16 protein-coding genes and 3 pseudogenes are annotated in these 18,126 nt (G+C 68.7%); 7 read left to right on the top strand and 12 right to left on the bottom strand.

All coding sequences use genetic code 11. The features are described from left to right. Nucleotides 1–189 precede the first annotated feature (189 nt). Nucleotides 190–657 (top strand): sigma factor, encoded by a 468-nt coding sequence (locus KCH87_RS50630; RefSeq protein WP_308299085.1) that lies wholly within the window; start codon nucleotides 190–192, stop codon nucleotides 655–657. Further along, nucleotides 555–932, top strand: coding sequence for a sigma factor-like helix-turn-helix DNA-binding protein (locus tag KCH87_RS50625; RefSeq protein ID WP_308299082.1), 378 nt, complete (start codon nucleotides 555–557; stop codon nucleotides 930–932). The genes KCH87_RS50630 and KCH87_RS50625 overlap by 103 nt, the downstream gene beginning before the upstream one ends. Nucleotides 933–974: 42 nt before the next feature. Here KCH87_RS50625 and KCH87_RS46315 read toward each other — a convergent pair whose 3' ends face one another. From KCH87_RS46315 to KCH87_RS46305, 3 genes are all read right to left on the bottom strand, one after another. Beyond that, complete coding sequence (locus KCH87_RS46315; protein WP_210594007.1) at nucleotides 975–1,325, bottom strand: hypothetical protein; 351 nt, start codon at nucleotides 1,323–1,325, stop codon at nucleotides 975–977. Nucleotides 1,326–1,419: 94 nt separating this feature from the next. After that, on the bottom strand, nucleotides 1,420–4,287 hold the full coding sequence (locus tag KCH87_RS46310) for a BTAD domain-containing putative transcriptional regulator (RefSeq protein WP_247197849.1): 2,868 nt from the start codon (nucleotides 4,285–4,287) through the stop codon (nucleotides 1,420–1,422). A gap of 840 nt (nucleotides 4,288–5,127) precedes the next feature. Further along, complete coding sequence (locus KCH87_RS46305; RefSeq protein ID WP_210594005.1) at nucleotides 5,128–5,820, bottom strand: DUF4232 domain-containing protein; 693 nt, start codon at nucleotides 5,818–5,820, stop codon at nucleotides 5,128–5,130. 686 nt (nucleotides 5,821–6,506) lie between these two features. Here KCH87_RS46305 and KCH87_RS46300 point away from each other — a divergent pair. Next, nucleotides 6,507–6,743, top strand: coding sequence for a hypothetical protein (locus KCH87_RS46300; RefSeq protein WP_210594004.1), 237 nt, complete (start codon nucleotides 6,507–6,509; stop codon nucleotides 6,741–6,743). Between the two features lie 179 nt (nucleotides 6,744–6,922). Here KCH87_RS46300 and KCH87_RS46295 read toward each other — a convergent pair whose 3' ends face one another. After that, on the bottom strand, nucleotides 6,923–7,756 hold the full coding sequence (locus tag KCH87_RS46295) for a helix-turn-helix transcriptional regulator (protein ID WP_210594003.1): 834 nt from the start codon (nucleotides 7,754–7,756) through the stop codon (nucleotides 6,923–6,925). 117 nt (nucleotides 7,757–7,873) lie between these two features. Between KCH87_RS46295 and KCH87_RS46290 the strand changes: the two genes are divergently transcribed. After that, nucleotides 7,874–8,938 (top strand): aldo/keto reductase, encoded by a 1,065-nt coding sequence (locus KCH87_RS46290; RefSeq protein ID WP_210594002.1) that lies wholly within the window; start codon nucleotides 7,874–7,876, stop codon nucleotides 8,936–8,938. 361 nt (nucleotides 8,939–9,299) lie between these two features. After that, nucleotides 9,300–9,725, top strand: coding sequence for a cupin domain-containing protein (locus KCH87_RS46285; RefSeq protein ID WP_247197851.1), 426 nt, complete (start codon nucleotides 9,300–9,302; stop codon nucleotides 9,723–9,725). 170 nt (nucleotides 9,726–9,895) lie between these two features. Here the strand turns inward: KCH87_RS46285 and KCH87_RS49795 are convergent. From KCH87_RS49795 to KCH87_RS46270, 4 genes and pseudogenes are all read right to left on the bottom strand, one after another. Then, nucleotides 9,896–10,234: pseudogene (locus KCH87_RS49795) on the bottom strand (integrase core domain-containing protein); the annotation flags it as partial. Between the two features lie 312 nt (nucleotides 10,235–10,546). Continuing rightward, a pseudogene (locus KCH87_RS46280) lies at nucleotides 10,547–10,879 on the bottom strand (thaumatin family protein); the annotation flags it as partial. 36 nt (nucleotides 10,880–10,915) lie between these two features. Continuing rightward, nucleotides 10,916–11,095, bottom strand: coding sequence for a hypothetical protein (locus tag KCH87_RS46275; RefSeq protein WP_210594001.1), 180 nt, complete (start codon nucleotides 11,093–11,095; stop codon nucleotides 10,916–10,918). 61 nt (nucleotides 11,096–11,156) lie between these two features. Beyond that, nucleotides 11,157–11,447, bottom strand: coding sequence for a hypothetical protein (locus tag KCH87_RS46270; RefSeq protein WP_210594000.1), 291 nt, complete (start codon nucleotides 11,445–11,447; stop codon nucleotides 11,157–11,159). Between the two features lie 184 nt (nucleotides 11,448–11,631). Between KCH87_RS46270 and KCH87_RS46265 the strand changes: the two genes are divergently transcribed. After that, the gene (locus KCH87_RS46265; protein WP_210593999.1) at nucleotides 11,632–11,850 is read left to right on the top strand and encodes a hypothetical protein; all 219 of its coding nucleotides are present in this window, start codon (nucleotides 11,632–11,634) and stop codon (nucleotides 11,848–11,850) included. Here KCH87_RS46265 and KCH87_RS46260 read toward each other — a convergent pair. From KCH87_RS46260 to KCH87_RS46245, 4 genes are read right to left on the bottom strand one after another with little or no spacing between them, the layout of a single operon-like run. Then, complete coding sequence (locus KCH87_RS46260) at nucleotides 11,831–12,541, bottom strand: M15 family metallopeptidase (protein WP_210593998.1); 711 nt, start codon at nucleotides 12,539–12,541, stop codon at nucleotides 11,831–11,833. The genes KCH87_RS46265 and KCH87_RS46260 overlap by 20 nt on opposite strands. Further along, nucleotides 12,538–13,935: a UDP-N-acetylmuramoyl-tripeptide--D-alanyl-D-alanine ligase gene (gene murF / locus KCH87_RS46255; protein WP_210593997.1), complete on the bottom strand. Its 1,398-nt coding sequence runs from the start codon at nucleotides 13,933–13,935 to the stop codon at nucleotides 12,538–12,540. Before murF ends, KCH87_RS46260 begins: the two co-directional genes overlap by 4 nt. Next, complete coding sequence (locus KCH87_RS46250) at nucleotides 13,932–15,080, bottom strand: D-alanine--D-alanine ligase family protein (RefSeq protein ID WP_247197848.1); 1,149 nt, start codon at nucleotides 15,078–15,080, stop codon at nucleotides 13,932–13,934. The genes murF and KCH87_RS46250 overlap by 4 nt, the downstream gene beginning before the upstream one ends. 25 nt (nucleotides 15,081–15,105) lie before the next feature. Next, nucleotides 15,106–16,602 (bottom strand): DMT family transporter, encoded by a 1,497-nt coding sequence (locus tag KCH87_RS46245; protein WP_210593995.1) that lies wholly within the window; start codon nucleotides 16,600–16,602, stop codon nucleotides 15,106–15,108. A 1,200-nt stretch (nucleotides 16,603–17,802) separates the two neighbouring features. Between KCH87_RS46245 and KCH87_RS46240 the strand changes: the two are divergent. After that, a pseudogene (locus KCH87_RS46240) lies at nucleotides 17,803–18,126 on the top strand (cytochrome P450); the annotation flags it as partial.

Genomic DNA, 18,126 nt, shown 5'->3' with positions numbered 1-18,126 from the left:
CTGCCCATTCGGATACGTCGGCTGCCCCGCCGTAATGCGGCTGAAGACCTGCTCCACCTCAGCGAGACGCAGCCGCAAGGTCCCGTATGGCCCTGAGAGGTGGCCGGCTCGGTGGCCGTGCCGGTGGAGTTCCAGGACGGCTTGAACTCCGGCATCGGCCGGGTCCATGTCGTCCGGCGGTACCAAGGCATGCACGTCCTCTTCCCACTCCCAGCCGAGATCGCGGAGCACCGTTCGAGCTTCTGCCCGTTCCCAGCCGCTCCGCGCCACCAACCCATGTCGGGGATCCGCCGAGAAGACCATGTCGGGGTTCGTCATCATCGCGCCAGATGGAACGAGGGAATCGTGAGCTGGACCGTGATGGGTTCCTCGGGGGCGATGAATGACCGGGAACGCGCGCTGCGCACGCTCTACGAAGAGCAGGCGGGCTCTTTGTACACCTACACGCTCCGGCTGCTGGGAGGCGACCACTACAGAGCCGAGGACCTGGTGCAGGAGGCGCTGCTGCGCTGCTGGCGCACCCAGGACCTGACGTCTGGTCAGCCGCTGGGGCCGTGGCTGTTCAGGTGGCTCGCAACCTGGTCGTGGACGACTACCGGCTGCGCAAGGCCCGCCCTCAGGAGGTCGACGGCAGCGCCTGGCTGGAGGGCCGGCTGACGAGCCCGGACGAGGTGGGCTGGCTGCTCTCCTCGATGGTGCTCAAGGAAGCGTTCCACCACCTGTCGACCAACCACCGGGAAGCGCTGTACGAGACGTTCTTCTCCGGCAGGTCGATGCGCGAGGCCGGGCAGGTGCTCGGTGTCCCGTCGGGCACCGTCAAGTCGCGGGTGCACCACGCCATACGTGTGCTGCGCATGGTCATGGGTGTCGTTGAGAACGCTGACGACGGGGCTGGCGAGGAGCCCAGGGTGCGGTACCCGTCCGCGGCGTGACGCCATGGACCCCGCCCGGCTCCCGCGCCTCGGTGGCGTGGCTCAGTGGAGCTCTCGCATCGGCCGTGCGAGATGTATGGACACCGTGGAGAGCCGGGCTGCGATCCGGTCGCGGTGGTGCGGCGACTCCGCGCACAGCCAGTCGGCCACCATGCTCTCGTACGCCCATCCGTGGAGCAGCCGTTGCTCCGCGGCGTACTCCTTGTCGTGCGCGGCTTCCTCCATCCGTCGGCGGCTCGCGACGCTGCCGTCCTCGTTCGTCACGGCCTGGAGATACGCACGGTCGGCGTCAATGTGATACTTCCGTGCGGCCTCCGACAGGCTGCGCATATAGCGCTCGTTCGGCGCATGCGGCAGCCTGTTCGGGCGAGCAGCGCGATTGACGTCTCTCATTGCTTCGAGGGCCCTCAACTGTTGCGTCGTGCCGGAATCTTCCTGCTGACCGGACATCGGCAGTACCTTCCCTTCCCGTGCTGGTGACAACGGCTCACCGCACGAGACGGTTCAATCGGGATATGCCGTCCAGGCGGCTCGCTCCCGAATCCGGACCCGGGGCCGGCTCGTGTGCGTCCAGGCGGCGAAGCCTTTCCCGGATCGCCCCGGCGTCCGGATGGCCGGACTCCTCCATGGCCGACATGGCCTCCCGCCACCGGGCGCGAGCCGCGTCCGGCCGGCCCGCGTCCAGGAGGACGTCGCCGAGGTGGCCGAGGGTGTCGCCCTCGCCCCAGCGGTTGCCGACCTCCCGCAGTATGTCCAGCGCCTCGTGGTAGCACTCGATGGCCTCGTCATGGCGCTGCCGCCGGTGCAGGGCGACGCCGAGGCTGTCGAGCGTGACCGCTTCGATCCAGCGGTAGCCGGTGGCGTGCACGATCGTCAGCCCGTTGCGCAGGTAGTGGATGGCCTCGTCGAACCGGCCCAGTTGCCGAAAGGCGTCTCCCAGCTGGGACAGAGCAATGCCCTCGGCCCATTCGTCGCCGCAGGCCCGGGAGAGAGCCAGCGCGCGATCGAGGTGGTCGACGGCCTCGTCGAGCTGACCCGAGTGCAGATGGGCGACGCCCAGGCTGTTCTCGACCCGGGAGCTGCCGTACGTGTCGCCGAGCTGCCGGTACAGCTCCTGCGCCTCCCGCAAGTACTCGATGGCCTCGTCGGATCGGCGCAATGTGATGAGTGCGACGGCCACTTCATTGAGGCTCCAGGCCTCGCCCCTCCGGTTGCCGGACTCGCGGGCGCACTCGAGACAGGTCCGTGCGGTGTTGAGCCAGTCCTGCAGAGTGCCGTGCAGGCTGTAAAACCCCCAGAGCGCTACGGTCAGCCGCCACGCGAGGTCGGGCCGGTGCGATGCGGCGGCCTGGTGCACTGTGGCGACGAAGTTGGAGCGCTCGCGCTCGCACCACTGCAGGGCCTGGTCGTGCGAGGCGAACGTCATGGGCTCGACCTGCGGGGGAAGGGGTTCGAGGGGGAGCGGGCGGCGGCGCGGCGCGAGCTGGGCGTAGACGGCGTCCGTCGCGTGCAGGTACCAGCACAGGAGCCGCTCCACGGCCCGGTCCCGCTCCTGTTGCTCTTCCGCGGCGGCGCGTTCCGTGGCGTAGACCCGCAGCAGGTCGTGCAGGGCGTAGCGGCCGGGTGCGTGCTCGTTGAGGAGGCTGAGCCTGGTGATCTCGGCGAGCAGACCGCGGGTCTCGCGTCGGGGCAGCCCGGCGAGAGCTGCCGCCGCGGGCGCGGAGATGTCGGGTCCGGAGTGCAGGCCCAGCAGCCGGAACAGCCGCGCGGCAGGCGCGGACAGCGCGTCGTAGGACCAGGAGAAGACGGTGCGTACGTCCGAGGTGCGGTCGCCGCCCGTGAGTGCGTCGAGGTTGCCCTGGCTCTCGCGCAGTTCCCTGGCGACGGTGCCGAGCGCGAAGTCGGGGTTGGTTGCGGCACGGGCCGCGACGATGGCGAGGGCCAGGGGCAGTCGGCCGCAGAACTCGACGATCTCGTTGGCGACCTCGGGTTCCGCGGCCAGCCATGCGGCACCGACGCGGCGTGCCAGGAAGCCGTGTGACTCGGCAGTAGTCAGCGGGCTGAGCGTCAGCGGTTGCGCCCCCTCGCCCGCGATCAGGCCGGTGAGCTGACTGCGGCTGGTCACGATGGTCAGGCAGCCGGGTGAGCCGGGCAGCAGGGGCCGGATCTGCTCGGCGTCGCGGGCGTTGTCGAGGAGCACCAACATCCGGCGACCGGCGAGCAGGCTGCGGTACAGGGCGGCCTGGGCGTCCAGTGAGGCCGGAATGGCCTCCGGGGGGACGCCGAGTGCGTTGAGGAAGATCCGGACGGCCTTCGCCGACGAGACGACCGCACCGGTCGGGTCGAATCCGCGCAGATTGATGTAAAGCTGTCCGTCGGGGTAGTGGTGGGCGACCCGGTGGGCCCAGTGCACGGCCAGCGTGGTCTTGCCGATGCCCGCCATGCCGCTGATCACCGTGAGGGACGGGGGCGTCACGCTGTCCGGCGCGAGGGAGAGGACCTGCCGGAGTTCGTCCTGGCGCCCGGTGAAGACCGGGAGGTCGGCGGGGAGCTGCGCGGGCGTGGCCATGTGGCTGACGGCCTCGGGCTCCTGCGGTGCGGCCTCCCGCTCCGGGGCCAGGGGTTCCAGCGAGGCGTCGGCCGCGAGGATGCGGTGGTGCAGCTCCCGCAGTGACCTGCCCGGTTCGACGCCCAGCTCGGCCACCAGGGTGCTGCGCGTCCTGCGGTACGCCGCCAGCGCCTCGGCCTGCCGTCCGGACCGGTACAGCGCGAGCATCAGGAGCCGGCTCAGCTGTTCCCGCAGCGGGTGCTCGCTGGTCAGCGTGATCAGTGTGGGGATGACCTCGCTCAGGCGGCCGAGTTCGACGTCGATCTCCAGGCAGGTCTCCAGCGTGCTCAGCCGCTCCTCGGCCAGCCGGGAGCGCTCGACCTCGGCCAGCGGGCCGGGAAGTCCGGCCAGCGGCGCCCCCTCCCACTCGTCTAGCGCGGTGTGCAGCAGCTTCGTAGCCGCCGGGAGTTCGCCCTCGGCGCGCAGCTTCTGCGCCCGGGCGACCCGCTGCTCGAACACGTCCAGGTCCAGGGAGCCGTCCGGGAGACGGACCAGATATCCGTCCGTGACCGAGACCACCGGCTGCGGGGACTCATGGGCCTCAGGGGATCTGGCAGCGTCGGGCCCGGGGTTCAGCACCTTGCGCAGCCGCGACACATAGGTGCGCAGCACAGACACGGCGGCGGTCGGCGGCTCGTCGCCCCATATGGCGTCGACCAGTTCGGCCACCGTGACCGGACGCCCGCGCCGCAGCAGCAGTGCGGCCAGCACCACTCTCTGCTGCGGCGAGCCCAGGTTCAGCTCCATGGCGCCGCGCCATGCTCTGACGCGTCCCAGCACCGCGAAACGCAGTGGAGCGGTTGCTCGGTCTGATATATCCATATGGTCCAGGCTCCTGGTACTCGGATACATGCGGCAGTGTGGCCGCACACGCATTGCATTGGCAAATGTAGAGTAAAGAGGTTTTGTCCCTCGTTAGGCGGGGTGCTTGTCCCCGGTGAGAGGGGGGATTGCCCGTCGGGTGTGATCCTGTTGGGGGTCGAGGGCGATCGTGGACAAGGATTGTCGGGTTTCGTAGGGGGCGGCCCTCGTCACCGGGGTCGTCATCCGCGCCACGGCGAGCAGACCCACGACTCGTCGCGGCGCCCGCCCAGGTGCCGGGCGAGGAAGCGCTTGACGGTGTGGTACGAGTCGAGCCGGCTCTCCGTGTTCACCAAGCTGTGTCCCTCGTTGTCCTTGACGAGGTATTCGACCGCAGGTGGAAGGGTCCTTCGCTCAGCAGGCGGCCTCGCGGTTGGTGCAGATGACGAGGAGCGTGAAGTCTTCTGCGTCTGCTCCTCACCAGATGCAGCACGCTGTCGAGGTGCCGCTGCAGCGGTATGTGCTCTGTGGTGTCCGGTGAGATGACCTCGACGGTCAGTTTCTCGGGCAGTGGAACGTCGAGGATTTCGCAGACTCCGATGAGCACCTCGGTGTGCTCCTGAACGGGTCGGTGCGTGAACTCGTGGACGGAGTGGCCGTGTGGGGGACGCAGGGCGGGAGTTGGGGCTCGTGGGGAGGGTCCGAGTGACGCGTGACGCCTGTCGAATGAGCGGCGAAGTTGTCCACCGTGCGTCGGCCTGCCTGTGAAGCGGGGGTGTCGTTCCGTCACTGCTTGCCGGTGCCGACAGGGTCGACCGTGACGCCCGCCACGTAGCCGGGCTCGGTGACGTCAGGGAGGTTGAGGGTGATCGGCAGGGTCTTGGAGTGGGTCTCGTTGGGCGGGGTGACGACGATCTGGGTGATTTTGAGCCCGGAGCCGCCGGTGTCGTTGCGCGGGGTGTGCAGGGTGAAGCGGGTCGTCTCGCCGTTCTGGAGGACGACGGTCGGGGTGGCGAGCTCGGTGCGCTCGGCGCTGATGCCACCGGGGCCGCTGTCGGTCTTGAGGTCGACGCCCGGGAAGCCCTTGAGGGAGCAGGCGTCGGCGGTGTTGCTGAGGCTGACCAGGACGTCGCCCTCGGCCATGCCGTGGGCGGCGCTGAAGGTGAGGTTCGCGGTCTCGCAGGGGCCGGTGTTGATCTGGCCGCCGCCGCTGCCGTCGGTGGAGTCACCGGCGTTCGAGGAGCCGCTGCCGCCGCCGGCGGTCGTGGCGTTCCCGTCGGAGGTGCTGCTGCCGCCGGAGTTCTCGGAGGACGACGAGGAGGAGGGCGAGGCGGACGAGGACGACGAGGCGGGCGACGACCCGGCTGCGGAGTCGAAGTCGTTTCCGCTCGCGGAGGAGTCGTCGTTGCCCTGGCAGGCGGTGAGTGAGAGACCCGAGACGAGGGCGAGGGTGGCGATGGCGGTATTCCTGGCGCGCATGGTTGCTTTCCCTTGCGGTCGGTGCCGTCTGCTGGGCACGAGTGAGCGTTTCTGATCACTAAGATCCGCTCGGGCCGGGGGACGTTCCGTTCACCCGGCCTCTCATACAAGGCTGTTACATGCGGTTGTGGGGTGGGTGTGGTGACGGGGCGCTGTGTGCGCTGCGGTGCGGCTGGACCGGCGTTTCCGCGGCCTCCGTGGTGGACATGCCGGTGCGTCGGCCGCTGCGACTGATCACCACGCTATTGACGCGGCGGTCCGGAATCGTCAGCCTGCGGTGGACACTTGCGCGTAGCTCACGAGGGGGACAGCTGCGGTGGGCCCACGCCACGCTGTTCGGCTCACCCAAAGACTCCCGAGACCCCGGCGTGAGCGCGTACGAGGCGCGCGACGTTGGTGGGTTTGCGCGCCCGCATACGGCTCCCTGTACAGGGGGATGACGTCTGACTGTGTCCCTCCCGACTACGGCTGTGTCATCACCCCGTAACTGTCCTTCCCTCAAGATCGTGGCGTCGGCCAGGCTGATGATCGACCAAGCAAGCACGGCAGGGTGGAGTCGGCCGACTGCACTACCCATACGACCAGGGGACCGGGCACCATGCTTCGCACGCGCAGCCGCAAGACCGTCCTCGGCGGATCTGAAGGAGACGTCCGGTGGCAGCGAGGGCCAGGACAGCGGTGGCGACGTGAAGGCGCAGACCGGCAACGAGGCGGGTGGCACCAGCGGCAAGGCTGTCACTGGCACTTGGGCCGGTACGGTCTCGTACATGGCTCCGGGCGCGTGCGTGGTCAGTGACATGAAGGGCATGGGGCAGGCGTTCTTCACCTCGACGACCATGGACATCCAGGGCGCTGGTGAAGGGCGCCTCCGCGACGGTGGAGTCAAGGACGGCACGGCCGTGAGCATCATCGAGGACCACTGAGGCCCGGGCCGGCCATTGAGTCCTGCCGACCGCGTGAGCATGGGAAATCCTCACGGTGTTCGCTGTCCGGCGCGGCCGGTCTGTCATCCCGGGATGCTGTCGGCCCGGATCTCGCCGATGGATTCCGAAAACACGCCGGGATGACGGTTCGGCTCAGCACGTGAAGAGACGGTTCGACATCACCGTGTGCACAACCGGTCCAGTGCTGCCTGGCTCTCATCGTCCGCGGGGCGGTAGATCATCAACCGCTGGTCCGGATCTTGAAGTGGCATGAGCACTTCGAAATGCACTGCGATCGCACCGACTTCAGGATGCCGCAGCACCTTGCGTCCCCGGCCGTTGACCTTGACGTCTCGCTCGGCCCACAGGCGAGCGAATTCCTCGTCATGAGTGGTGAATTCGGTGATGAGGTCGGTCAACGCCTGGTCTTCCGGATGCGCGGCCCACGCAGCGCGCAGGTGGGCGATCCCCTCCCGCACGGCGTGCTCGCGGTCGACATAGAACTCACGCATCTCCGGATGCATCAGGCACAGCCACATCGCATTGCGCTGCGACGGCGGCAGCGCGTCGAAGTCCAGTAGCAGCCTCGCCATTTCGCTGTTCCAGGCCAGGATGTCGTAGCGGTGGTTCATCAGCATGGCCGGCAGTGGAGACAGATCGGTGACCAGCCGGGCCAGTGGCGGTGCTGCCATGGTGGCGGGCTTGCCGGCGTGGCGGGGGCGCTGCTGGGCCAGGCCGAAGAGGTAGGCGCGTTCGTCGGGGGCCAGGCGCAGCGCCCGGGCCAGCGCCTCCACCACGGCCGCTGAGGGCCGCAGCCCGCGGGCCTGTTCCAGCCGCACGATGTAGTCGACGCTGACCCCGGCCAGTTCGGCGACCTCTTCGCGGCGCAATCCCGGGGTCCGCCGGGCCTGACGACGCGGCGGCAGACCGACATCGTGCGGGGCCAGGCGCTCGCGGCGGGTCCTCAGGAACGCGGCCAGCTCCTGCGTCGTGTCCACGGTGCGGGTCGTCATGCCTGCACAACAGTCAGGGTGGGATCGGTGTTCCCAGGAACCTCTTTCCCTTACCCCCGGCTCGCGGCGGTCACAGGCTTGCTCTCGACGACGGATCACAAGCGCAGGAGGACCCTTATGTCGCTCACCCTCGACACCTATCGGCTGCTGGGCCGCTCCGGGCTGCGGGTCTCACCGCTGGCGCTGGGCGCGGCGACCTTCGGCACCGAATGGGGCTGGGGCGCCGAGCAGGACGAGGCCCGCAAGCTCTTCGACCTCTACGTCGAGCGCGGCGGCAACTTCATCGACACCGCCAACACTTACACCAACGGCAGCTCCGAGCGCCTGCTGGGCGAATTCACCCGCGACAACCGCGAAAGCCTGGTGCTGGCAACGAAATACACAACACTGCGCCGGCCCGGCGACCCGAACTCCGGGGGCCCTCACCGCAAGAGCCTGTTCGCGTCGGTGGAAGCCAGTCTGCGACAGCTGAACACGGACTACATCGATCTGCTCTACCTGCACGTCTGGGATTTCACGACACCGGTCGAGGAGATCCTGCGCGGCATGGACGATCTGGTCCGGCAGGGCAAGGTCCTGTACGTGGCGATCTCCAATACCCCGGCCTGGCAGGTGTCGCGCATGCAGGCGATCGCTGACCTCCGCGGCTGGTCGCCGCTGGTCGCGCTGCAGATCGAATACAACCTGATCGAACGTTCCGGGGAACGTGACCTCATCCCCATGGCACGTGAGATGGGGCTGGGTGTCATCCCGTTTTCACCGCTGGCCGGCGGAGTGCTCACCGGCAAGTACACACGCGACGACCTGACCGCGACGAACGGCTCATCCGACGACGGCACCCGCAAGAGCTTCAACCTCGCCTTGGGCACGCTGACCGAACGCAACCTCGCCATCGCCGATGTCGTGAAGGAGGTCGCCAGGGACCTGGGCCGCACACCCGCCCAGGTCGGGCTGGCCTGGACCCTGCAGAACCCGGGCGTGACGGCACCGATCATCGGCGCCCGCACCCCCGCGCAACTGGAGGACAATCTGGGTGCCCTGGAAGTCGGCTTCACCGCCGCCCAACTGGCCCGCCTCCACGAGGCCAGCGCGATCGGACTCGGCTTCCCGCACGACATGCTCGCCAGTGACCACATCCGCAAGGTGACTGCGGGCGACCTGAAGATCGACACCCGCCGCTGATACCCGATCGAGCGCCGAGGGCAGCACTACCGCCGCTGTTGGGGCGACAGGCCGCGGCCGTATCCTGCTTCTCGGAATGGGCGATCACCAGCACCCCGTTCAGGTCCACTTCGGGCACGGCCGACTCCCGCCCGACACGTTCCTGCCGGATCGGTCACCCAGAGCCCGGCAGTGAGCTTGAGTTTTGACATCTGACTGGTTGTCTATTGAACCCTGAGCCATGCGCTGACGTCGTGTTGCCGATAGGCGGGCTCTGGGCATGCCATGCCCGGGGCTGCACCGTACGGACAGTACGCCGACGCCGCATCTTCTGCGGTTGGCAAGGATCGTCGGCAAGAAGGACATTGACGTGAACAAGCGCATGCAGGCTGGAATGATCGCGGCTCTAGCCGCCACGGCAACACTGGCGGGCGTCGCCACGGCCGAGGCGACACCGGCTGGTCCCGGTGTGAAGGGCGAGACCATTTCGCAGACAACGGTGGGCGGTAAGGACTACATATTGCGTCAGATCACCATCCCTGCCGGTCAGAGCACCGGCTGGCACTTCCATGACGGCACTCTGTACGCCTACGTCGAGAAGGGAACGCTCAGCCACTTCGATTCCACTTGCAAGTCCGACGGTGTCTACAAGTCAGGCAGTTCGGTGACTGAGCCTTCCGGCCCCCAGCAGGTTCACATCGGGCGCAACCTCGGCACCACGCCAGTCGTCCTGGACGTGCTGTATGTCCTCCCTCATGGTGCACCGCTGTCGGAGGATGCCCCCAACCCTGGCTGCGACTTCCAGTAGCCGAACGGCTTCGGCGCACGTGAGGCTGCCGCTGTCCCGGCTCTCCGGGACAGCGGCACGCTGAACCTGCAGGATGGTTTCGGAACATCGGCCAAACCCGAGGCCGTCCCAGCGGTGTTCCGAATCCTGTCCGCCCTGCGCCCTGAAGCGCTCCGGGATCGGTGGAGGCTCTATGCGTTCGCTTCAGCCGCCGGTTGGGGCTGGTGTCGAGCGTAGTAGTTGGTCTCGTGCTCGTGGGGCGGGATGTCTCCGATCGCCGTGTGGAGGCGGTGGTTGTTGAACCAGCCGACCCATTCCGCAGTGGCGAGTTCGACGTCGGCGAGTCCGTGCCAGGGCTGCGCGGCTTGATCAATTCGGTCCTGTAGAGGCCGATCTGGGATTCCATGAGCGCGTTGTCCAGGGCGTCGCCGACGGTGCCGATCGAGGCGTCGATGCCGGCGCCGAGGAGGTGGGCGGTGAACGCGAAAGACGTGTATTGACTTGCCCGCATCGGAATGGTGAACCAGGCCCGGTCCAGCGGGATGGTGAGCCCGCTCCGCTCCGGTGGGAAGCCTGTGCTGACGGGGCGGAGCGGGGCCATGCGCCGCCCGGTGGGGTTGGCGGCGACTCGGGGCGCGGATCCCAGGAGACCCGGCGAGGAACTGGACACCATGACGCAGCAGCTCCAGGGGAATGTGCAGCTCCTGTCCCGGACGTGCAGGATCTCGCAGCCCGCATGCGGGGCGAGATGCGACGGCTGGCGGTCCACGTCCTCGTGCGTGCGTTCCATCTCCTGGAGGTCTCCGGCGCCGCCACAGTGCCGGAAAGTGGTCGAGGGCACAGCCCGCCGCCGCGCACTCGCCCGACGCGGGCGGCGTCATGTCGTTGGGTGGGACGGCGGTCGATACGGCGTCGACGTAGCAGACGTCGTACCAGGGCTCGAGCGAGTCGCCGGAGTCGAAGTTGAACTCGGCGAGGCTGGTGGGTTGTTGGCCGGTGGAGCAGTGGTCGGCGTAGGGTCCGCAGTCGCCGACCGCACAGTGGAAGTTGCTGTCATCGTCGCCGGAGCAGCCCTGCCGCGCGAAGAACGTGCCGCGCCAGTGCCCGCCGCCTGCGTGCTCGGGGACGCTGATGGTGGCGGACTGGCCCGGGTCGAGGGCCGGAAGCCCGGTCAGCGCGGCTGAGCCAGCCGCGTTGACGTTGTTGCCGACTCAGATACGGCTGTCGGTCCTGTTCTGCAGGGTGACGGTGTGCTCCGCGTTGCCCACGTCGGCAGCCAACGCACCGTTGATGCCTGCGGCGTCGCTGTGCCGGCTGAGGATCACGGTGGTCGTGGTCGTCGCACCGACGATGATCAGTAACAGAACGAGCAGCAGTGAGCGTCTGCGCATGAAACACATGAAACACACCTCTCGGATCGCGCCCGCGCCGGATCGGGAGAACAGGTGTCGCCTACGCAGACACGACGGATGCGACCGGGGCGCGGTTCAGCTCGAACCCCGGCGGCAACGGCAGCAGGGCGGACGGCAGTTGGGTGCCGGGAAGCTCCGGGGCACGGCCGCCGGATCGTGCCTGCCGTGCCGGCCAGGACGAGGCCCCGTTCGCGTCCGGCACGACCCTGCGCCGGCTCAGCAGCCCGTGCGGGCCGAGCCGGGCACGGCAGGAGGGGCGGGACGGAACGGAGGGACCGGAGGGGATGTACGAGCCGGACGGCTTCGGTGACGTGAACAGTGGCGCGGGCATGGACGAACCTCCCAGACTCGATGACCGGCCGTCGACGCCGGTCGTGATGGCACAACGGCTGTGGGGCCTTGATGGTTCAGACCCGCGGCGGTCCGATCCCCTGACCATGGCGGTCACCGTGGTCACCGTGGTCTCCGCCTCGGCCACTGCGCCGCTTACCGCCGCCTCGGCCTCACCTCTCGCCATGGCTTTCTGGCGAAACGCCCTGGGCTTTGCCGCCCTGGGCCGCTTCCTGCTGCTTCTGCGCCGCCGTGAAGTGGTACGTGTGGCCCGCGGTGAGCGTCGTCTCCTTCGCCGCGAGCAGTGGACACCCCTGGGCTTCGGCTTTCTCGCGGCTACGGCGCTCGCTCTGCACTTCGCGGCCTTCATGACGAGCACATGGCTCACCACGGTCGCCGGATAGGGTGTGAGAGCTGATACGGCCGTCCCGGAGCGTGCAGTGCGCTCCGGCGGACCGGAAAGCCGAAGTAGGAGTCGGGGAAGGGCTCTTCGGCGAGGGTGAAGTGCCACCACTCCTCGGGAAGGTTCACGAAACCCGCGCTCGCCATGGCCTCGGTGAGCATGCGGCGGTTCTCGCGTGGCACGGGTTCGGTGTCCGGGTGGAGGGTGTGGGAGCGGGGGTCGAAGAAGTCGAACTCGGTCCCCATGTCCAGCACTTCACCGTCGCTCGTGGTCAGCGTGACATCGACCGTGCTGCCCCGGCTGTGCCCCGACCGTGCCGCCACATAGCCGTCCGCGAACAGCAGCTCTTTGTCGACGTACGGGTAGAAGACGGACTTCATGTGCTGCGCCTCGGGATCCCGGGACCAGTGCACCATGTGGTCGACGGCCGCCTGGGGCCGGTATCCGTCGTAGACCTTAAGCGCGAAGCCGTCGCGCAGGAGGATCTGCTGGGCCCGGCTCAGGGCCCCGGCGGCCGGCCGGGTCAGGACGCAGCACGGGTCGTCGTAGCCGTCGAGCTGTGTGCCGACGAAGTTGTGGGCCGTGGCGTAGCGCATCTCCTGGCGGATCGTGGGGTCGATGTCGGCGAGCGCGACGAAGTCGGCGGGCGCGGTCGGTTCAGCCCGCTCGGCAGGGGGCGATATCTCAGTCATGGTGCTCCCCGCCCCGCGTCACCGAGTTCCAGCAGTGCCGTGGCGATGCGCTCCACCTGCGTGGCGTGCGATCCCTTGATCAGGACGACGTCGCCGGGGAGGAGGTAGCCGCGGAACAGGTCGAGGGCCGCGTTCCGGTCGGGTACGAGGCTCGCGTTGATCCCTGCCGTGACCGCTGCCTCGTAGAGCGCGGCCGCGTCCTTGCCGCCGACCGCGATGAGGTTGGTGACGCCGGCGGCCGCCACCCGCTCCCCGAGCCGGCGGTGGAACCGCTCGGAGTCCGGCCCGAGTTCGCGCATCTCCCCCAGTACGGCGATGGACCGCTGCCCCGGCCCGGTGAGGGCCATCAGCGCGTCCAGGGCCACGCCCATCGCCTCGGGGTTGGCGTTGAAGGCGTCGTTGACGATGGTCACGCCGCCGGGGGTGCGGGTGATCTGCATACGGCTGGGGGTCAGGCGCCGTGCCTCCTCCAGGGCACGCGCGACGTCCTGAAGCTCCAGGCCGGCCGCGAGGGCCGCCGCGGCGGCGGCAGCGGCGTTGGTCGCCTGGTGGGCTCCGTGCAGGGCGAGGCTCACGCGCTCCCGCTCGCCGGCGTAGGACAGCTCGAACGACGGCCGGGCCCCGGCGTCCAGCTCCATGCCGTGCACCTGGACGTCACCGCGGCCGTGCCCGAATGTCAGCACCGTGGCCGCCGTGCGCCGCGCCATGGTCATCACGGCCGGATCGTCCGCGTTGAGCACGGCCGTCCCGTCGTCGGGCAGGGCCTCGACGAGTTCGCCCTTGCCGACGCAGGTCGCCTCCCGGCTGCCGAACTCGCCGAGGTGGGCGCTGCCCACATTGGTCACCACGCCGACCGACGGCCGTGCGATACCGGCCAGGTAGGCGATCTGACCGAGCCCTCGGGCGCCCATCTCCGTGACCAGGAACCTGGTCCGTTCGTCCGCGGTCAGCACGGTGAGCGGCAGGCCGATCTCGTTGTTGAAGGACAGCGGGTTCGCGACGGTCTCGGCTCGGGAGGCCAGGACCTGCGCCAGCAGGTCCTTGGTGCCGGTCTTGCCGGCCGAGCCCGTCACACCGATCACCGTGGTGTCCTTCAGTTCGTTCACCACGGCCAAGGCCAGGTCTCCCAGCGCCCGCTGTACGTCCGGGACGACGACGGCCGGTACGCCGACGGGCCGCGCGGCCAGCACGGCCACCGCGCCCCGGGCCACCGCGGCCTCGGCGTGCAGGTGGCCGTCGGTGTGCTCCCCGGGCAGGGCGGCGAAGAGACTGCCGGGCTCCGCCAGCCGCGAGTCGATCACCGTGGGGCGGTCCACCACGATCTCCGGGTCGGGAGCGTCGTGCAAGGTTCCGCCCACCACCTCGGCGATCTGCCGCGCGGACGTCGGGATCATCGCTGTTCCCTCTCACCGGCGCGGTCGCGGGGGCGGGTGACCAGAGTGGTCTGGATGAGCCGGTCCATGAGGTCGCCCACGGACATCCCGGCCGCTTCCCAGATGGCCGGGTACTGCGAGGCGGGGGTGAAGCCGGGGAACGTGTTCACCTCGTTGACGAACAGCTCGTCGCCCTCGCACAGGAAGAAGTCCACCCGCAGGAGGCCCGAGCAGCCGAGCGTGTGGAAGACGTCGACGGCTATGTCCCGCATTGTGTCCGCGACTTCGAGGGGAAGGTTCGCGGGGCATTCCAGGACGGTGGCCCTGTCACGGTATTTAGCGTCGTATCCGAAGAAACCATGACCGGCGTTGAAACGGATCTCCAGCGGGGGCCCGGTCCGCACCTGGCCGTCGGGGAACTGCAGCACGCCGACCTCCACCTCGCGCGCGGTCACCGACCGCTCGACGAGCACTTTGTCGTCGACCGCGCGCGCCACGGCCAGGGCGGCGTCGAGTTCCTCCCACTCGCGCACCGGTCCCGCCCCGATGCTGGAGCCGCCGCGGGCGGGCTTCACGAACAGGGGGAGCCCCAGAGCCTCGCGGTCCGCCTGCGCCATCTTCTCGCCGGCCCCGAGCACAATGCCCGGCACCAGGGGTATGCCGCGCGCGGCGAGCAGCTGCTTGGTGATCTCCTTGTCCATCCCGGCGGCGCCGGCGATCACCCCATTGCCGACGTACGGCACGTCCAGCAGCTCCAGCATTCCCTGCACGGTGCCGTCCTCGCCGTACGGGCCGTGCAGCACGGGTATCACCACGTCGGCCGCGTCCAGCACCGGCAGGACCCGGGCGAGGCTCGCCGCCATGCCGGCCCCGGTCATCGGCGTCAGCTGCTCGAGCTCGGCCACTCCCAGCGCCTGCGCCATGAGGTCCTCGGGACCGGCCGCCCACTCGCCGGCGGTGCTGATGCGCACCGGCTGGGCCTGGTAGCGGGTCCGGTCCAACGCGCTGACTGTCCGCGCCGCGGAGGCGCAGGAGACGTCGTGCTCGGCGCTGCGTCCCCCGAAAAGGACCACGACACGAAGGCGATCCGTTGTGTTCCGTCCCTTGTCCTCGTCGGTGTGGCGGCCGTCGTTAGTCTCGCGACCGGAGGGCTCGTTTTCCGTCATTGGTTCACATTCTGTTGAGTGGCATTCATGGTTCCGTCACGGAGCGCGTCGTTGCGGTACGTGTCACCAGACCCTGGGCTGCACCCGGGACGGAATGGATGCCCCTGCGCCGCAGGCGTCGGTCTATGGCGTCCGGGACTTCAGGGCGATGGTCCGGGTCGTTCTCGTACATCTCGCGGAGCGCCGAGGCCAGTTGACCGATGGCGTGGTTGTCCTTGACGTTGCTCCACTCGTGGAAGGCGCGGTCGAGGCACGCCCGCCTCTCGTGGAGGTCCGGCCGTGGCAAAGAGGAGTAGAATCGGGCGGCGGCCAACCACAGCCGGGCGGCGAGCCCCGGGTCTCCGGCGATACGGGCGACGACGGCTCGTACCTCGATCCAGTGCATGGCCTCGGTGGACTTGGGGCCGTGGACGCGGACGGCGTGGTTCTCCGACTTCCGTATGGCGGCTTCGACTTCCTCGAACCGTCCCGCATGCGCCAAGCGCCACAGAAAGGCGTGGGCGTCGTCACCGGGTGCGGAGTCCAGGGTGAGCAGAGGATGCTGCGGAAGCATGAGGGAACCGATCGTCCCGCCGGGGCCGATGGGGCCACCGAGGCCGTCCGCCGTCGGATCCGCGCGCCGCGCATCCGCCACCACGACCACGGCCACGCCCAGCATGATCAGCAGCAGTCCCGGCCACGCACTCCCGGCGGGAAGCTCATCGAGCCACAACCAGGCGATGACGGCCGCCACGGGTGCCTCCAGCAGCAGCATCACACTCACCGCTGTGGCCGGCGCCCGGCCCAGGGCGAAGTTGAGCGAGAACAGGCCCAGCAGCTGAGGGAAGATAAGCAGGCCCAGCAGCGCGAGCCAGGTGTCACCGGTGAACGAGAAGAGCGGAGTTCCGGTGACCAGGCAGAGGATCAGCAGCTCCACGGTGCACACCGCGAAGCACAGCACCGAGTACATCGGAGTACTCACGTCAGGACGGGCCTGTTCGCTGAGCGCCGTGTAGCCGGCGAGCGCGACCGCGCCCGCGAGGGCGAGAAGGTCACCGACCACAGCCTCCGTGCCCGCGCGCATGTCCACGCCGCTCGCGACCACCGCGCCCACCACCGAAACGGCCAGACCCACCCACGTCACACGCGGGAGCGGGTTTTTCTGCAGGGACGCGATGACGGCCTGCCACACAGGCTGAGTGGCGACCAGCGCGGTTGCCATGGCGACACTCGTCAGCCGTGTGCTGGACATGAACGTGGCGAAGTGAGCGGCCAACGCCGTGCCGGCGAGAACGCCGAAGAAGACAGCACGTCGCTGCTCTTTCCTGAACAAGGAACGCTCTCCGCTGAAAGTCCTCCGCACCTCGCGCCGCCGGATCAGCAGGAAAACCGGTCCCAGCGTGAGGAGTCCCAGCGCGTTGCGCCCCAGGGCCAGCGCGAGCACGGGGCCGGTGGCATACGCGGTCAACGGCGCGGTCGCGGAGAACGCACCGACCGTCACCAGTACGGCGACGATGGAGACGGCATCAAGCTTCGTGCGCATGGAGAGGAGCAACCTTCATAAGCAATGGGCACATGGACGAATGGGCGAACTCGCGTAGCGGCGTAGTGGCGAAACGGATGGAAGTGACGTAAATGGACGGAACTGCAGAACTGATAGAGCTGACGGAACTGGCGAATTGACGGAATCGAGTCGGTGCCTTCGTTTCGATGCGCGGGCGGCGAACCTGCGCTCGCACGGGTTGTCCTCTTCTCAAGGCCACGATGTCGACGCGGGACACAACGGGCTGCCGGGACAAAGGGTTCAATGCCGCGTCGCGGCAGAACGTTTCCGGCCCGGTGCATGCGGCCCGACGCAGCCGACGCCGAAGCCGAAAGTCGCGGGCTTCCACCCCGCATCCGTACGCGGGGAGCTCGAGCAGCAGAACCGCCGGCATTCACCACGACCGCCACGGCAGCATCTGGCCACGGGCCGGCGGGCGACGTGCATGTCTTTTGTCGATGACCGGCCTACCGGGCACCGACGTCAGGCTCCGCGCCTCCCAGCCCCCGGCCGCCCAGGACTACGGCGTCGCACTCGTACGGAATGCGCCCTTCTCGACGGCGGTCGCCGCCCTTCGGCCCCTACCGATGTCGTCCTCGGGGGCACCTCGGCGACGTGCCCCTGACCCAGCCCGCTCACGGCCGCTGCGCACATCGATCGCAGCGCGGGAGGGCTGAAGGACGGAAGGGCCGGAACCGAGGACCAGCCTCCCAGTGAACCGTCCGCGGCGCGCATACGTCGTGCGGGCGCAGGCGAAGCCTGATCGTCGATCCGACACACTCCCCGATCGTCGATCCACACGAGCCCGACTTGAGAGTCCTCTATGCGCAGACGACCACTTCTCCCAACTCTCTTACTGGTCATTGCTGGTGTGACAGCCACAACCCCGGCGATCCGGTATGTATCCAGCGGCTACGGCGAGCGCAAGGGCGAGGTACCGGTCGCTTCCGCCGGCGATGCCGGGCACACCATCACGGTGCAGAACGAGACGGACGAAACCATCTGGGTCGGCAGTTCGGCCAGCACCGACGGCTCGCGAGGTGAGGTCCGCATAGACGAACAGCCATCGGCTGATCTTCGGGTTATGGCCATCATCCGTCGGCAGCCCCGCCGCCAAGCCGACCGTTCCACCTGTGTTCCGCTCTGGGTCTGCCCCGGTGAGAGGGCAACCCAGACACTCGATCGCCCTATGGAGAACCCATGCACACCATTCCGGTCAGCGACGTCGACCTCTACACGGAGCAGGCGCGCATCGATCCCTACGCGATCTACTCCGAACTCCGGGCTCTCGGGCCGGTGGTGTACCTGTCCCGGTACGACCTCTACGCGCTGCCCCGTTACGCTGAGGTACGCGCGGCCCTGATGGACTGGCAGATATTCTCCTCGGCGCGCGGGGTGTTCGTGGATCCGGCGATGAACGCCCAGCTCGAAGGCATCACCCTGTGCAGCGATCCGCCCGAGCACACGGCGATGCGTTCAGTGCTCGGCCGTCCGCTGCGCCAGGACCGTATGCGTGAGGTCACA

Origin of the sequence: Streptomyces sp. GESEQ-35 (genome assembly GCF_017948485.1) — a bacterium.
Classification (GTDB): domain Bacteria; phylum Actinomycetota; class Actinomycetes; order Streptomycetales; family Streptomycetaceae; genus Streptomyces.
The sequence above is the reverse complement of the archived record's forward strand: the minus strand, read 5'-3'. Positions and strand labels throughout refer to the sequence as shown.

Coding starts and splice junctions, on each gene's coding strand:
- KCH87_RS46245 (WP_210593995.1), bottom strand. CDS start 16,602: ATGCGCACGAAGCTTGATGCCGTCTCCATCGTCGCCGTACTGGTGACG.
- KCH87_RS46310 (WP_247197849.1), bottom strand. CDS start 4,287: ATGGAGCTGAACCTGGGCTCGCCGCAGCAGAGAGTGGTGCTGGCCGCA.
- KCH87_RS46290 (WP_210594002.1), top strand. CDS start 7,874: ATGTCGCTCACCCTCGACACCTATCGGCTGCTGGGCCGCTCCGGGCTG.
- KCH87_RS46250 (WP_247197848.1), bottom strand. CDS start 15,080: ATGACGGAAAACGAGCCCTCCGGTCGCGAGACTAACGACGGCCGCCAC.
- KCH87_RS46285 (WP_247197851.1), top strand. CDS start 9,300: ATGCAGGCTGGAATGATCGCGGCTCTAGCCGCCACGGCAACACTGGCG.
- murF (WP_210593997.1), bottom strand. CDS start 13,935: ATGATCCCGACGTCCGCGCGGCAGATCGCCGAGGTGGTGGGCGGAACC.
- KCH87_RS46315 (WP_210594007.1), bottom strand. CDS start 1,325: ATGAGAGACGTCAATCGCGCTGCTCGCCCGAACAGGCTGCCGCATGCG.
- KCH87_RS46260 (WP_210593998.1), bottom strand. CDS start 12,541: ATGACTGAGATATCGCCCCCTGCCGAGCGGGCTGAACCGACCGCGCCC.
- KCH87_RS50630 (WP_308299085.1), top strand. CDS start 190: ATGCACGTCCTCTTCCCACTCCCAGCCGAGATCGCGGAGCACCGTTCG.
- KCH87_RS46270 (WP_210594000.1), bottom strand. CDS start 11,447: ATGCCCGCGCCACTGTTCACGTCACCGAAGCCGTCCGGCTCGTACATC.
- KCH87_RS46295 (WP_210594003.1), bottom strand. CDS start 7,756: ATGACGACCCGCACCGTGGACACGACGCAGGAGCTGGCCGCGTTCCTG.
- KCH87_RS46265 (WP_210593999.1), top strand. CDS start 11,632: ATGGCTTTCTGGCGAAACGCCCTGGGCTTTGCCGCCCTGGGCCGCTTC.
- KCH87_RS46275 (WP_210594001.1), bottom strand. CDS start 11,095: ATGCGCAGACGCTCACTGCTGCTCGTTCTGTTACTGATCATCGTCGGT.
- KCH87_RS46305 (WP_210594005.1), bottom strand. CDS start 5,820: ATGCGCGCCAGGAATACCGCCATCGCCACCCTCGCCCTCGTCTCGGGT.